16 protein-coding genes are annotated in these 15,577 nt (G+C 23.2%); 6 read left to right on the top strand and 10 right to left on the bottom strand.

The window, feature by feature from the left end; translation table 4 throughout:
• Positions 1-227 precede the first annotated feature (227 nt).
• From ACFEL5_RS02040 to ACFEL5_RS02050, 3 genes are all read left to right on the top strand, one after another.
• Positions 228-659: a hypothetical protein gene (locus tag ACFEL5_RS02040; protein ID WP_375315574.1), complete on the top strand. Its 432-nt coding sequence runs from the start codon at positions 228-230 to the stop codon at positions 657-659.
• A 361-nt stretch (positions 660-1,020) separates the two neighbouring features.
• Entirely contained in the window at positions 1,021-1,806 is a 786-nt protein-coding gene (locus ACFEL5_RS02045) for a hypothetical protein (protein ID WP_375315575.1), read from the top strand.
• A 90-nt stretch (positions 1,807-1,896) separates the two neighbouring features.
• Positions 1,897-2,841: an IS30 family transposase gene (locus ACFEL5_RS02050; protein WP_338966716.1), complete on the top strand. Its 945-nt coding sequence runs from the start codon at positions 1,897-1,899 to the stop codon at positions 2,839-2,841.
• 453 nt (positions 2,842-3,294) lie between these two features.
• Here ACFEL5_RS02050 and ACFEL5_RS02055 read toward each other — a convergent pair whose 3' ends face one another.
• The 7 genes from ACFEL5_RS02055 to ACFEL5_RS02085 all read right to left on the bottom strand — a co-directional run bounded on the left by ACFEL5_RS02055 (position 3,295) and on the right by ACFEL5_RS02085 (position 8,514).
• Positions 3,295-3,702, bottom strand: coding sequence for a hypothetical protein (locus ACFEL5_RS02055; protein WP_375315576.1), 408 nt, complete (start codon positions 3,700-3,702; stop codon positions 3,295-3,297).
• A gap of 166 nt (positions 3,703-3,868) precedes the next feature.
• Complete coding sequence (locus ACFEL5_RS02060; protein WP_375315577.1) at positions 3,869-5,287, bottom strand: hypothetical protein; 1,419 nt, start codon at positions 5,285-5,287, stop codon at positions 3,869-3,871.
• Positions 5,288-5,551: 264 nt separating this feature from the next.
• Positions 5,552-5,944, bottom strand: a complete 393-nt coding sequence (locus ACFEL5_RS02065; protein WP_375315578.1) for a hypothetical protein — start codon at positions 5,942-5,944, stop codon at positions 5,552-5,554.
• A gap of 21 nt (positions 5,945-5,965) precedes the next feature.
• Positions 5,966-6,214 carry a hypothetical protein gene (locus tag ACFEL5_RS02070; protein WP_215826579.1) on the bottom strand — a complete coding sequence of 83 codons (249 nt, stop codon included), beginning with the start codon at positions 6,212-6,214 and terminating at the stop codon, positions 5,966-5,968.
• Between the two features lie 55 nt (positions 6,215-6,269).
• Positions 6,270-7,214 carry an IS30 family transposase gene (locus tag ACFEL5_RS02075; protein WP_338966716.1) on the bottom strand — a complete coding sequence of 315 codons (945 nt, stop codon included), beginning with the start codon at positions 7,212-7,214 and terminating at the stop codon, positions 6,270-6,272.
• 76 nt (positions 7,215-7,290) lie between these two features.
• Positions 7,291-7,533: a helix-turn-helix domain-containing protein gene (locus tag ACFEL5_RS02080; RefSeq protein ID WP_375315485.1), complete on the bottom strand. Its 243-nt coding sequence runs from the start codon at positions 7,531-7,533 to the stop codon at positions 7,291-7,293.
• Between the two features lie 90 nt (positions 7,534-7,623).
• Entirely contained in the window at positions 7,624-8,514 is an 891-nt protein-coding gene (locus ACFEL5_RS02085) for an IS30 family transposase (RefSeq protein WP_375315579.1), read from the bottom strand.
• Positions 8,515-9,079: 565 nt separating this feature from the next.
• On the opposite strand from ACFEL5_RS02085, the gene ACFEL5_RS02090 reads away from it, so the two are divergent.
• The 3 genes from ACFEL5_RS02090 (at position 9,080) to ACFEL5_RS02100 (ending at position 13,382) form a co-directional block, all read left to right on the top strand.
• A complete protein-coding gene (locus tag ACFEL5_RS02090) occupies positions 9,080-10,675 on the top strand; it encodes a hypothetical protein (RefSeq protein ID WP_375315580.1) in 1,596 nt (531 codons plus the stop codon).
• A 73-nt stretch (positions 10,676-10,748) separates the two neighbouring features.
• Positions 10,749-12,458, top strand: a complete 1,710-nt coding sequence (locus tag ACFEL5_RS02095) for an ABC transporter permease (protein ID WP_375315581.1) — start codon at positions 10,749-10,751, stop codon at positions 12,456-12,458.
• A 21-nt stretch (positions 12,459-12,479) separates the two neighbouring features.
• Positions 12,480-13,382, top strand: coding sequence for an ABC transporter ATP-binding protein (locus ACFEL5_RS02100; RefSeq protein WP_375315582.1), 903 nt, complete (start codon positions 12,480-12,482; stop codon positions 13,380-13,382).
• Between the two features lie 188 nt (positions 13,383-13,570).
• Here ACFEL5_RS02100 and ACFEL5_RS02105 read toward each other — a convergent pair whose 3' ends face one another.
• From ACFEL5_RS02105 to ACFEL5_RS02115, 3 genes are all read right to left on the bottom strand, one after another.
• A complete protein-coding gene (locus ACFEL5_RS02105) occupies positions 13,571-13,702 on the bottom strand; it encodes a hypothetical protein (RefSeq protein ID WP_375315583.1) in 132 nt (43 codons plus the stop codon).
• Positions 13,703-14,268: 566 nt separating this feature from the next.
• Positions 14,269-14,901 (bottom strand): hypothetical protein, encoded by a 633-nt coding sequence (locus tag ACFEL5_RS02110; protein ID WP_375315584.1) that lies wholly within the window; start codon positions 14,899-14,901, stop codon positions 14,269-14,271.
• A gap of 264 nt (positions 14,902-15,165) precedes the next feature.
• Entirely contained in the window at positions 15,166-15,558 is a 393-nt protein-coding gene (locus ACFEL5_RS02115; protein ID WP_375315578.1) for a hypothetical protein, read from the bottom strand.
• Between the last annotated feature and the right edge of the window lie 19 nt (positions 15,559-15,577).

Raw genomic sequence — 15,577 nt, forward strand, 5'->3', positions numbered from 1 at the left:
TATTTTGATAATTATTTTTTAGATGAAATACAAATGTTAGATAAATACAAAGATAAAAATGAATTTTATAGTTTAGTCGGCATAAAATGTTATAGTTATGTACCAAGTCTATTATAAAAATTAGATAAAACTCTTGCTTATTGATAGTAAAATATTTCATAATTTAATAACAGATAGTTATATTGTATTTTATTAACAGTTAACATCAGAAAGGATACTTTAAAAATATGAAAAATATTTATCAATTATTAAAAGTTTTTACACCACTTTTGTTTTTAACCCTACCACTTTTAGTTATTGTTGGTTGTAATTCTGAATATAATATTGCCGAAGAAAAAAATAATAAAAAAATTGCTATGACCATTATTGAAGAAGATTTAAAAACAATGGAAAGTATTAATAGCACAGCTTATTATCAGTTAATGAATCATAAAGTCTTTGAATATGAAACCAAAAAAAATCAGAAAATTGAACAATTATTAGTTATGGGAACTCAATTAAATGGTAGTAAACTTATTACTAATGAAGAAGCCTCAGAGGCGCTTAATTTTATTGTTAGTGATTTTGAGAAAAAATTTAATAATATTAATGATAAAGTCGCTGTAACATATTCCAATTACTATCCTAATCTTGAGGATAAGCCCTTAGAACTTATTTAAGGAGACAATAAAGTTTTCTTTAAATGAAATTAATTTAAGTGATTTAACAAGTTTAACTAAAAAAGATCCAAAATTAAAATTTCGGGCTACAAGATTAGATGTAACTTATCGTTATAATATTAACTTTAAAAATTATGATGCATCCAAAAAAAATCATTTTGCTCGTTATATTCTTTCTGATGATCTTCAAGCAATAAATGAAATCATTAATAGTTTAGAAACTGAAATTAGTAAACTTACATATGAATCGCTGAAAACGCGTTATGAAGTTATTAATATTGATGAAAATAATCAACAATATCCGAGAATTGATAAAGCATCATTTGCACTGTGAAATATTTGGAATTATTTTAGAAGTAAAATGTTTACTGAATTTAAAGATTTAATTAATAAATCAGCATTATTTAAAGATTTTTATATGGATAATAAAATTGAATATGAGAGTATTGATAGTTTTTGAAAAGAAAATCAGTGAATGCGTTATCCATTAAGCACTCATAGTGCTGAAAACAAATATAATCAACTTTATAACGAAACTGGTACGACATCAAAGATATTGTTTGATGATTTGTTAGAAAATGATACAACTATTAAATATCAAGATACTAGTAATCCTTTACATACTTTTAGTATTGATCAAGTAGCGTTAGTTCCAATGATTATTGCTGGTTTGCCTTTAAAAGGTTTAGTAAAAAAACCTGAAAATAATGCTATTTTAACAGTTACAATGACACTACCAAAATTAATTTTTAAACAGCATTTAGAACAAATGACAAAAATTATTGCGGGATTCTTTTTTGAATATCAAATTAAATGAGAAAAAGATAATATTACAGTTTATGTTAATGATGAGACTTTTCAAAAATTATTAAAAAATATGGGGAAAAATATCCAAGGAATTTATGATATTTTAATAAATGATTTCAAAAATACAGATTTTGTCACAAATGATAGTAATTTAAAAAATAAAAAGTTTACTCTTCAAAGTGCTGAATGTGAAAAATGTGCTTCTAATGTAAATAATGATGATATTATTTATGATTCTGAGAATAATATGATTTTTTTAGCAATTGATAAAGATAACAGATGAGATTTTAATTTTATGTATCCTGACAAATCTTATTTTTATGCTGAATTATACTTGTAAGTGCAAGTAAATAAAATTGCAAAAGATTTCATATAAAAATTTCATGATGCTAAGTTTATTTTAGAAAAAGTAAATTTAAGGAGTTTTTATATGGGATACAAACATCTTGGCATAGATGAAAGAATTTATATTGAGAATCAATTGAAATTTAAAGTAAAAATTAGTGAAATAGCTAAAAATCTTAATCGAAGTATTAGTACTATTAATCGAGAAGTTAATAGAAATAAAGATAATAATCATTATTTTTCATTAATTGCACAAAATAAAGCAGAAAATAGAAAACAATTACATGTTTATTTTCATAAATTTAAAAATAGAGAATTAGTAAAATATGTACAACAAAAATTATTATTAGGTTGATCGCCTGAACAAATTTATGGCAGAATTAAAAATTTTCATCAAGAATGAATTATTAGTTTTAAAACAATTTACAATTGAATTTATTCTGGATTACTTGAAAAGGTTACTAGTAAAAATTTAAGAAGAAAAGGTAAGAAACGAAAATCTCAAGAAAATCGGGGTAAATTTAATGGTAAATCCATTAAAGAACGAAATGTTAATAATCGCATAACTCTTGGCCATTGAGAAGGTGATACTGTAGTATCATCACGAGGTAAAAGTAAATCATGTTTAATAACTTTAGTTGAAAGAACATCAAGATTTACTTTAGCAATATTAGTTGAAAATAGAACTACTAAAGTTATTAACAAAAATATTAGTCATTATTTATCAATTCTTCCAAATAATCTTGTTAAGACTATAACATTTGATAGGGGTAAAGAATTTGCTAATTGACAACAACTTGAAAAAAATTTAAATGTGAAAATTTATTTTGCTGATGCATATTCACCTTGACAAAGAGGTACTAATGAAAATACTAATGGTTTAATTAGAGAAAAATTTCCTAAAAAATTTAATTTTTCAAACACTACTAAAAATGCAGTTCATAAATTTATATTGTCTTTAAACCAAAGACCAAGAAAAATACTAAATTATCTTTCGCCAATCGAATATTTGGTTAGAAAAATAATTTAGTTGCACTTAACTTTACAATTTGGCATTTTTAATTTCTTTTATAGTAATTCCTTGATTTTTATCTCGATAACTTAAAAATATCCCCTTTTAAATTAGTTCGTTTAAATTAATAATTTTATTTTCTTGATTATTTATTATAGACTTGGTACATAACTATAACATTTTATGCCGACTAAACTATAAAATTCATTTTTATCTTTGTATTTATCTAACATTTGTATTTCATCTAAAAAATAATTATCAAAATAGTAGATAAAATTAAAGGTTATGTACCAAGTCTATTATTAATTAAAAGAGAAAAATATTTCTTATATGTGTTATGCAGAATAATTTAAAAATATTTTTACTAAAGCAGTATTTAAATTTAAATACTGCTTTTCTATTTTGACAAAATAAAAAAATTGCTTAGTTGTTTAAGAATTGCGTCATAGTATAGTAAAAAACTATCTCTTTTTAATTATGTTGAAAATTAAATTCTAATCAATTATAAAAATTCTGTGTTTTAATTATTTTACCTTTGATATTTGTTACTTTTAAGTTGCCATTTCTTCCGAGATTATCAGTTTTTAATGTGCTTATTCCTTCTTCATCTAAATAAATATAACTATTTTTCATAGCTAGTGTATTTTTAAAATCAATTGGTAATTTATTTAATCCACTTTCATTTTTATCAAATTCACTTAAAGCTATACTAAAATTTTGTCTAAATCCGTCTCACATTCAATTAATTTTTGCTTTTAATAAAGTAAATTCGTATGTTTCATTCTCAATTTGTAATATTGTTTTATTTTCATTTTTAGAACAGCCAAATATTGGTAGTGTTATTAATCCTAAAATAGCGGTTATATTTAAAAATTTCATAAAATTAACTCCTTTATTTTGTTTTTTCAATATATATATATATATATTATACGAAAATCCTTAAAATCATTAGAAAAATGGCAAAGCCGATTAAAAACTGAAAGGTATAGTAAAAGGCGGGCACCGTTAGACTTAGACAGTAAAAAAAGTAATCAAGTTTCTGAAATTAACTTAGAAAAAGCGGGAATGTTAAGGTAAAAATATTAATGCCGTAGCGAATATCAATGTCGGTGTTAAGATAATTAATACTATTAGCGTTTCCGTCGGCCGGCAAGGTAATGAGTTTATTGTCATAAGATTTAAGAACATTAAAATCAATTTGATAAATGCTATTGTTGTTGTTAATAGCGTTATAATTTCCTTGGTACGTTTTTTTGTCAAAAGTAAAAAAATAACTTCTTAGTAGTAATTCTGAATTACCAGTAACATTGATTAAATATTTTTTTGGATAAAAGGTAATTAACGAGCGGTAAAAGAAACCAATTTGAATAAAGTGGTCCTTCTTATAGTTATCTACGCCTTTAAAACCGATTTCGGTATGAGTTTTTTCATCCATATCAAAAGTAGCATAAAATAAACTAGCGAAGAAATTGCCAAGGATTTCATAGATTTCATCAAAAACATTTTTGTAATCGCTGTTATTAATACTAGGAATGTTATTTTTAAAATATAGGTAAATATCATTTTTTAAATCGGGGTCATAGCGTAGAAAACTAAATCTAACATCAAGGTAATTTAAGGTACCAAAAAGATACTTAATTAGGTAATAATCGTTAGCATTTACAGTATTATATTTTCAGATTTCACTTTCACCGTGTAATAATTGTAAATAATTATTTCCGGCAATTAGAGTTTTGTTAAACGCCTTTATTTTCAAAACATTCTTATTAATTTCATCTTCACTACTGGAAGTTTTGTGATAAAAATAGCTTTCGTTTTTAAAACCGTGATTTTTAATCGTAAATTCCTTGTAATAACCTTTTTCTAAGCTGTTAATGAAATTAAATACCGGTGTTCAATAAAGATAAGAGTAATTAAATTTATCAAAATCACCACGATGAACCATTAAATAATCAAGGTTATCAATAACATCACTGTATTTATGGTTACCGTCAAAATTAGTGGTTGTTGTCGGTAATTCAATATCGGTAGTTTTTTTATGTTGAAAATTAAATTCTAATCAATTATAAAAATTCTGTGTTTTAATTATTTTACCTTTGATATTTGTTACTTTTAAGTTGCCATTTCTTCCGAGATTATCAGTTTTTAATGTGCTTATTCCTTCTTCATCTAAATAAATATAACTATTTTTCATAGCTAGTGTATTTTTAAAATCAATTGGTAATTTATTTAATCCACTTTCATTTTTATCAAATTCACTTAAAGCTATACTAAAATTTTGTCTAAATCCGTCTCACATTCAATTAATTCTTGCTTTTGATAAAGTAAATTCGTATGTTTCATTACTTTGTCTTTTGTTTCTAATTAATGATTGTGTTGTTATTTTGTCATTATTAATATTTTGGGGAATGGTAAAAATGTTATTGAAACTAATAATTAACACGGTAAATATTTTCATAAACATTTTTATCACTCCTTTTTAAAATATTTTATTTTTCATTGTTCTTTTAGTTTTAATCTTTTTTAATATAAAACGAATTAAGCAGTTTACTATTTCTGTTATAGTTACTCATACTAATGAGTAACTATAATCATTAACTTGCCAATTGCTCCAAAATTTTTAATAAGTTGTTGCAAATTTTCAATATCTGTATGTAATAATAAAACTATGCTCAAAGATATGAATATAATTTAATTAAGTATTATTCATCAATATTTTTTTAAAGAATTAATGACTTTGTTTTATTTCATTTTTCAAGGTTCTTTTTGCTTTAATTTTCTGAATAATCAAGCGAATTAATTTTTCAAATTTAAGTGCAAAATATATTGCTCCGCCTCATCAAAAAACAAATATTCCTGCCAGCATAATACAACTATTAAATTTGCCAAAGAAATCAACCATTTCTTTATTCATAAAATTATTAAATTCATCACTTGTTCCGGATATTCATTTAGCATCGATTACTGTTAATGCACAAATTAATAAGCTTATAAAGATGAAAATGATACTTAATACTATTTTTAACCACTGCTTTTTAAAAGAATTTTTAATTCTTAATTTTAATGGCTTTTTTTCTTTTGAATTATCTTTTTTAAATAATTTTACTAAAAGTTTTTTCATTTTAATTCTCCTTTCATATTTTTATCGTCCTTTAATCACAATAAATAAAGCAATAAGTACACAAGTGACACCAAGAATGGTAAAGATTGGATGTTGCGAAAATGTCCGAGCCATTGGTTTAAACAGTTCTAAAATTGTTAAATTGCTAGTAATAAACTTTTGGAAATTGGCAAGCCCTTCACTAATATAGTTTGTTAAAGTTTCAAAATGACTACCAGCTAATAAGCCAAGAACAGTTATTAAGATAAAAATAATAATTAATTTAAACATTTTTAGTTACCTTGTTTTGTTTTTATTGGTTGCCAAATTGTAAAGTTAAGTGCAACTAAATTATTTTTCTAACCAAATATTCGATTGGCGAAAGATAATTTAGTATTTTTCTTGGTCTTTGGTTTAAAGACAATATAAATTTATGAACTGCATTTTTAGTAGTGTTTGAAAAATTAAATTTTTTAGGAAATTTTTCTCTAATTAAACCATTAGTATTTTCATTAGTACCTCTTTGTCAAGGTGAATATGCATCAGCAAAATAAATTTTCACATTTAAATTTTTTTCAAGTTGTTGTCAATTAGCAAATTCTTTACCCCTATCAAATGTTATAGTCTTAACAAGATTATTTGGAAGAATTGATAAATAATGACTAATATTTTTGTTAATAACTTTAGTAGTTCTATTTTCAACTAATATTGCTAAAGTAAATCTTGATGTTCTTTCAACTAAAGTTATTAAACATGATTTACTTTTACCTCGTGATGATACTACAGTATCACCTTCTCAATGGCCAAGAGTTATGCGATTATTAACATTTCGTTCTTTAATGGATTTACCATTAAATTTACCCCGATTTTCTTGAGATTTTCGTTTCTTACCTTTTCTTCTTAAATTTTTACTAGTAACCTTTTCAAGTAATCCAGAATAAATTCAATTGTAAATTGTTTTAAAACTAATAATTCATTCTTGATGAAAATTTTTAATTCTGCCATAAATTTGTTCAGGCGATCAACCTAATAATAATTTTTGTTGTACATATTTTACTAATTCTCTATTTTTAAATTTATGAAAATAAACATGTAATTGTTTTCTATTTTCTGCTTTATTTTGTGCAATTAATGAAAAATAATGATTATTATCTTTATTTCTATTAACTTCTCGATTAATAGTACTAATACTTCGATTAAGATTTTTAGCTATTTCACTAATTTTTACTTTAAATTTCAATTGATTCTCAATATAAATTCTTTCATCTATGCCAAGATGTTTGTATCCCATATAAAAACTCCTTAAATTTACTTTTTCTAAAATAAACTTAGCATCATGAAATTTTTATATGAAATCTTTTGCAATTTTATTTACTTGCACTTACAAGTATAATTCAGCGAAAATAAACATGTAATTGTTTTCTATTTTCTGCTTTATTTTGTGCAATTAATGAAAAATAATGATTATTATCTTTATTTCTATTAACTTCTCGATTAATAGTACTAATACTTCGATTAAGATTTTTAGCTATTTCACTAATTTTTACTTTAAATTTCAATTGATTCTCAATATAAATTCTTTCATCTATGCCAAGATGTTTGTATCCCATATAAAAACTCCTTAAATTTACTTTTTCTAAAATAAACTTAGCATCATGAAATTTTTATATGAAATCTTTTGCAATTTTATTTACTTGCACTTACAAGTATAATTCAGCAGACAATATAAATTTATGAACTGCATTTTTAGTAGTGTTTGAAAAATTAAATTTTTTAGGAAATTTTTCTCTAATTAAACCATTAGTATTTTCATTAGTACCTCTTTGTCAAGGTGAATATGCATCAGCAAAATAAATTTTCACATTTAAATTTTTTTCAAGTTGTTGTCAATTAGCAAATTCTTTACCCCTATCAAATGTTATAGTCTTAACAAGATTATTTGGAAGAATTGATAAATAATGACTAATATTTTTGTTAATAACTTTAGTAGTTCTATTTTCAACTAATATTGCTAAAGTAAATCTTGATGTTCTTTCAACTAAAGTTATTAAACATGATTTACTTTTACCTCGTGATGATACTACAGTATCACCTTCTCAATGGCCAAGAGTTATGCGATTATTAACATTTCGTTCTTTAATGGATTTACCATTAAATTTACCCCGATTTTCTTGAGATTTTCGTTTCTTACCTTTTCTTCTTAAATTTTTACTAGTAACCTTTTCAAGTAATCCAGAATAAATTCAATTGTAAATTGTTTTAAAACTAATAATTCATTCTTGATGAAAATTTTTAATTCTGCCATAAATTTGTTCAGGCGATCAACCTAATAATAATTTTTGTTGTACATATTTTACTAATTCTCTATTTTTAAATTTATGAAAATAAACATGTAATTGTTTTCTATTTTCTGCTTTATTTTGTGCAATTAATGAAAAATAATGATTATTATCTTTATTTCTATTAACTTCTCGATTAATAGTACTAATACTTCGATTAAGATTTTTAGCTATTTCACTAATTTTTACTTTAAATTTCAATTGATTCTCAATATAAATTCTTTCATCTATGCCAAGATGTTTGTATCCCATATAAAAACTCCTTAAATTTACTTTTTCTAAAATAAACTTAGCATCATGAAATTTTTATATGAAATCTTTTGCAATTTTATTTACTTGCACTTACAAGTATAATTCAGCAAATATAATAGATTTAAGTAAGCAAAAATATTAGTTAAAATTTAATAAAATTAATAATTTTTCATTGTGTAAAAATTCAATAATATGATAAAATGGTAATGAATAAAAATGACAACAACAAGAAAGGCAGGGTTAGTTTAGTAATTAAATAATATAATTAGCTGATTGTTTTACTTCTTCAAAGCAATACCTAAGAAAACTAAACGCGACCAATTAATAATTTTTCATTGTGTAAAAATTCAATAATATGATAAAATAGTAATGAATAAAAATGACAATAACAAGAAAGGTATGGTTAGTTTAGTAATTAAATAATATAATTAGCTGATTGTTTTACTTCTTCAAAGCAATACCTAAGAAAACTAAACGCGACCATATAAAATAAAATATTTGTCTAAAATAATAAAATCATATATAATAAGTTATATTAAGAATACTAATTAGTAAGGAGAATAAAATGAAATATTTTACAAAAATTATTACCATCGGTTGCTTTTCTTTGTTATCAGTTTTATCAGTAGTTGGATGTAACTATTTTGATAAGAATGATAAAATTGATAATAAGATTAAAAATAAAATCTTGGAAGAAGATATGGCAACGATGCGAGATATTCACTTAAATTTTAGCAGTAATTTAAGAAAATTTGCCAGAAGTGATTATGATACTAAAAGCGAAAAAGACCTTAGTGATGTTTTAGACTTTGGAATGAACCAACCACTGCCAAGGCAAGTTCTTAAACATACTGACGCAAAAAAATCTCTTGATTTTATTAAAAATTCGTTTGAAAATAATTTCAATAAAGCCAATAGTGAGTTACAAATAAAATACAGTAATTATTATAAGTTATTGCCACCTTTTAAACTTTCTATTAATGATACGAAGTTTACAGTATTTAAAATTGCTTTAGATAAAGTCGCTGATTTAGCGGGACTAGATGTAACTAAAGATAGCGCGATTAGACTAGATATAGTTTATGAATATAGTTTTAGTTTTAAAGAATATAGTCCTACAAATCAAAACTTTATTGCAAGTCATATTATTACTAATAATCTTGAATTAACAAAGAAAATTATTACTAATTTGGAAGTTAAAATTGGTGAAGCTACATATGATCAGCTGAAAGCAGAATATGAACGCATTGAAATTAACGAAGATAATAATCAATATCCGAAAATTACTAATGATTTTTTAACATATAATATTTGGTCTCATTATAATAATAAAATTTTTGGTCGTTTTAAAGAACTTATTGCTTCTTCTAATCGCTTTAAAAAAGCTAGTGATGATAATGATATTAAGTATAATTCTTATTCTGATTTCTTAGACTCAATAAGTATAAAAATCGAACCATTAACTAATCGTTTTAATAATGATGAATATAATAAATTTTATGATGAGCAAGGGAGTTTATCAACTCACAAGGAACTTTTTAACCATCTTGTAAATAAATATCCAAGTGATTATGATTTTTCTAACAATGAATGATTTACTTTTAGTACTAATAATTTAAGATTGGCACCAATGACGATTTATGGTTTACCAATGACTGGTGAGGTACAAAAAAATCAGCAAAAATTAACAGTGACAATGGTTTTGCCAACAAAAATTTTAAATGCTCATTTAGAACAAATAACTAAAATGGTATTTGGTTTCTTTAAAGAATATGAAATTAAATGAGCAAAGGATCAGATTACACTTTTTGTAAATAATGATATTTTTGCAAAACTACTAGATAATGAAACAAGTAAAGATGGTAAACCTAATAATCTTGATGGAATTTACAAGATTTTAGAAAACCATTTTAAGAAATCAGATTTTATGATTAAAGATGATATTTTAAAACATAAAGATTTTACTGTTGGTGCTGGTAATATTTCTAATATATATAATGAAGATATCGTTTATGATAAAAATAATAATATTATTTCCTTAGCAAGTAATCAAGAAATTAATTGAGATTTAGTTTTTGGTCATAAGGAGCAATATTTTAAAGTTAATAATGTATATAAAACAAAATCTTTAAAGATTATTAATAAGGATCAGCAAAAATAAAAGTATGAAATTAGGAAGTAAAAACAATTCATATTTATCAGTTTGTTTATTTGCAATTTTTAAAATTAGAAAAATGATGGCAGTTTGATTTTTATTATTTATTTCTTTAGTTATATTTGCCACCTTAACGCTTTTTATTTTTTTTAAATCTGATAATCTTAACAGTGTTATTAGCAATTTTCAATATGGTGTTTTAATTTTTACAAATATTATTTTATTATTATTTATTTTATTAATAATAATAAAAATTTTTGGTCGTGAATTTACTGATGGTACATACTTATTGTTAATTTCGCGTCCATATTCACGATTACAAATATTTATTTTAAAATTAATAACAATTTGATTTTTAATTTTAATTTTTATTGTTATTAATCTAGGATTTACTTTAATATTAGTTCATATTATGGGCATAATTAGTAATAAAAATGATTTTGTATCAGCTTTTCAGGAATTAATATTAAAACTCTTTGTATTTTCAGTTTTTGTTTCTTATTTAGCATCCAGTGGTATTATTTTTATTTCAACATTTTTTAGTGTGCAAACGGTATTATTAATTGGTTTTATTTTTTGTAGTTTATTTTTATTAGGGGGAATGCCTTATTCTTTAATAACAACAATTGCTAATAATCTTGAAATTAAATTTAAAAATGAAACGCAAAAATATACAATTTCTCAAATTAAGGAAACCTTCTTATTTAAAGAAAAATTAGACAAAAAAGAAGTTAAATATTATAATTTAACAAAAAAAATCTATGATTTTTATAATCAAGAAAGTCTCCAAGGGTTACAAAATATTATTTTTGATCGTTATGAAGATAATGTTAAAGAAAAATGATTGAAATTTTATGAACAAGAATTAGGTTTAACCAAACCCATAGATTTTGAAATTACTGGTAATAATGTTGAACAGTGAAGAGGACAATATCAAACAAATGAAGTTAATGAATTGATTACAAAAAATAAAGAAAAAGGTCAAAATACAAAAATTTTTCTGCAATTAAAAATGCCATATTTTTTTAAAACTAGTGCAGAACTTGAAAATAGTCGGATTGAACATGAACATCAAGAATTAGCAAATATGGTAAAAGATTATCTTGATAGTGCTTCAATAAAAGATTTGATGTTTTTTAATTTAAGTCGAATTTCTTCTTTAATATTATTTGATAAAGCAAATACTTATTTTAAAATTAATAATGATTCTTATATGGAAAAAACCTTTGATCCGTTTCTAATATTTAAACAATTATATGATGATAAGATGAATAGCGATATGGGATATCCTAATGCTAATAGTAATTATAAAGTTAAAGATAGTAATTTTTATGAAAGTTATGAAAAAGTTTTTAATAATCAACTGTTATATGTTTTCAAAGATTTTGAATATAATATTATTAAAAAAGTTATTGATTTTAAAATAATTACTACTAATCAAGTTGATGATAATCACTTTTTCTTTAAATTTTATTTATCAGCAAGTCAACTATATGGGATTCTTTCTAAAATTAATATTATTGAACATATAAATCAAATATGAACAAGTAGTGTGCGATATAATCTTTATTCGTTTGAAAAGTTCCAACAAGGTTTTATTGATTTTAATAATCAGAGGAATTATTTAATGAGTTATGATGATTTTCCATTAGTTAAAGATGAAAACGGTATTTTTGTTCGGCAAGAAAATTTTATTAATACTAATAATTTATTTATTTTTTATCTTACTTTAAGTTCTTGCTTTTTATTAGTAGCTTACTTAATATTAAATCGCAAGACAATTATCTAGTAAGATTTAAGGAGAAAAGTTATGAAATATAAAATTGAAGCTAAAAACTTTATTAAAAGTTTTAAAAAAAATATTGTTGGTCCTTTTAATTTGCAAGTAAACCCCGGAAAAATTCATGCAATTATTGGACTTTCTGGTAGTGGTAAAACAGTATTTATTAAATCATTAATTCGCGGAATTAATTCTTTTAAGGGCACGATATCCATTAATGGTAAAAATAACAAAAATATTAAAGTAAAACATAGTATTGGTTATGTTCCTGAGTTTATTACTTTTCCTGAGAATATAACAGCATATCAATTTTTACGATATATGGGAAAATTAAGTGGTGTTAAAGGTAAGAAATTAAAAAATCGGATTGAAGACTTAATGACTAAATTAGGAATTTGAGAACATCGTAATAAGAATGTTAATGCTTTTTCTTCGGGAATGAAAAAACGGGTAATGATTATTCAAGGGTTATTGCATGATCCAGATATTGTTATTTTAGATGAACCAGAAGCAGGATTGGATATTACCAATCGTCGGATAATTATGGAATATTTAAAATTTTTAGCATCGCAAAAGAAAACAATTTTTTTGTCTTCCCATTTATTAAATGAAGTTAAATATTATCTTGATGAGTTTACATTAGTACTTAATGGTAAACAGTTTTATTCTGGTTCAATTGCACCATTTGGTGTTGATTCTTCTTATTTTTTAATGTCAGATAATGATTGAAAAATCATTGATTTTTTTATTAAATATAATATTCCTTACTGATATGAAGAGGCTAGTCAAGAATTAAATTTTGTTTTAAATAATCCGTTATCATTTTTAGATGTTATGCAATATGCTGAACAAATGGAAGTTACAATTTATAAGATTAGTGAATCTAATTTTTCCATTGATTTTTTACTGCAAAAGTTAAATAAGGACGCATAAAGTTTTGTTAGGTAGGAAAAGATTTGAATAAGTATTAAGACAGTCAGCAATGATTGTCTTTTTATTTTATAAGATGTTAAAAATTTGTTCTTTGAAAATTAAATACAAGTGAATTAATAATGTTGGTATGGTCGCGTTTAGTTTTCTTAGGTATTGCTTTGAAGAAGTAAAACAATCAGCTAATTATATTATTTAATTACTAAACTAACCATACCTTTCTTGTTATTGTCATTTTTATTCATTAGACTTGGTACATAACTATAACATTTTATGCCGACTAAACTATAAAATTCATTTTTATCTTTGTATTTATCTAACATTTGTATTTCATCTAAAAAATAATTATCAAAATAGTAGATAAAATTAAAGGTTATGTACCAAGTCTATTACTATTTTATCATATTATTGAATTTTTACACAATGAAAAATTATTAATGGTCGCGTTTAGTTTTCTTAGGTATTTTTTAAAAAAGAAAAAATAGTCATTTACTATAAATTATTTCAATATGCAAATTAAGTATATATTTCTTATGTATGATTTTTGTTGTAAAAAATTATTTTAATAGACTTGGTACATAACCTTTAATTTTATCTACTATTTTGATAATTATTTTTTAGATGAAATACAAATGTTAGATAAATACAAAGATAAAAATGAATTTTATAGTTTAGTCGGCATAAAATGTTATAGTTATGTACCAAGTCTAATGTTGTTTTTATAAGCATTTTACTTAGTTTTTATAACCTTTTATTAAGAATATGTTTGTTAATATTAAATATTTTGTTTTATTAATTATTTTTCAAGTAAAAAGGTAATAAATTTTTAGTTGCTTTTCTTTCAAAATTATTCAAATCTTTACCCACCTAACAAAACTTTATGCGCCCGTTATGTACCAAGTCTCTTGTAATAACCTTTTTCTAAGCTGTTAATGAAATTAAATACCGGTGTTCAATAAAGATAAGAGTAATTAAATTTATCAAAATCACCACGATGAACCATTAAATAATCAAGGTTATCAATAACATCACTGTATTTATGGTTACCGTCAAAATTAGTGGTTGTTGTCGGTAATTCAATATCGGTAGTTTTTTTATGTTGAAAATTAAATTCTAATCAATTATAAAAATTCTGTGTTTTAATTATTTTACCTTTGATATTTGTTACTTTTAAGTTGCCATTTCTTCCGAGATTATCAGTTTTTAATGTGCTTATTCCTTCTTCATCTAAATAAATATAACTATTTTTCATAGCTAGTGTATTTTTAAAATCAATTGGTAATTTATTTAATCCACTTTCATTTTTATCAAATTCACTTAAAGCTATACTAAAATTTTGTCTAAATCCGTCTCACATTCAATTAATTCTTGCTTTTGATAAAGTAAATTCGTATGTTTCGTTACTTTGTCTTTTGTTTCTAATTAATGATTGTGTTGTTATTTTGTCATTATTAATATTTTGGGGAATGGTAAAAATGTTATTGAAACTAATAATTAACACGGTAAATATTTTCATAAACATTTTTATCACTCCTTTTTAAAATATTTTATTTTTCATTGTTCTTTTAGTTTTAATCTTTTTTAATATAAAACGAATTAAGCAGTTTACTATTTCTGTTATAGTTACTCATACTAATGAGTAACTATAATCATTAACTTGCCAATTGCTCCAAAATTTTTAATAAGTTGTTGCAAATTTTCAATATCTGTATGTAATAATAAAACTATGCTCAAAGATATGAATATAATTTAATTAAGTATTATTCATCAATATTTTTTTAAAGAATTAATGACTTTGTTTTATTTCATTTTTCAAGGTTCTTTTTGCTTTAATTTTCTGAATAATCAAGCGAATTAATTTTTCAAATTTAAGTGCAAAATATATTGCTCCGCCTCATCAAAAAACAAATATTCCTGCCAGCATAATACAACTATTAAATTTGCCAAAGAAATCAACCATTTCTTTATTCATAAAATTATTAAATTCATCACTTGTTCCGGATATTCATTTAGCATCGATTACTGTTAATGCACAAATTAATAAGCTTATAAAGATGAAAATGATACTTAATACTATTTTTAACCACTGCTTTTTAAAAGAATTTTTAATTCTTAATTTTAATGGCTTTTTTTCTTTTGAATTATCTTTTTTAAATAATTTTACTAAAAGTTTTTTCATTTTAATTCTCCTTTCATAT

Origin of the sequence: Spiroplasma endosymbiont of Tipula paludosa, assembly GCF_964264785.1 — a bacterium.
Taxonomy (GTDB): domain Bacteria; phylum Bacillota_I; class Bacilli_A; order Mycoplasmatales; family Nriv7; genus Nriv7.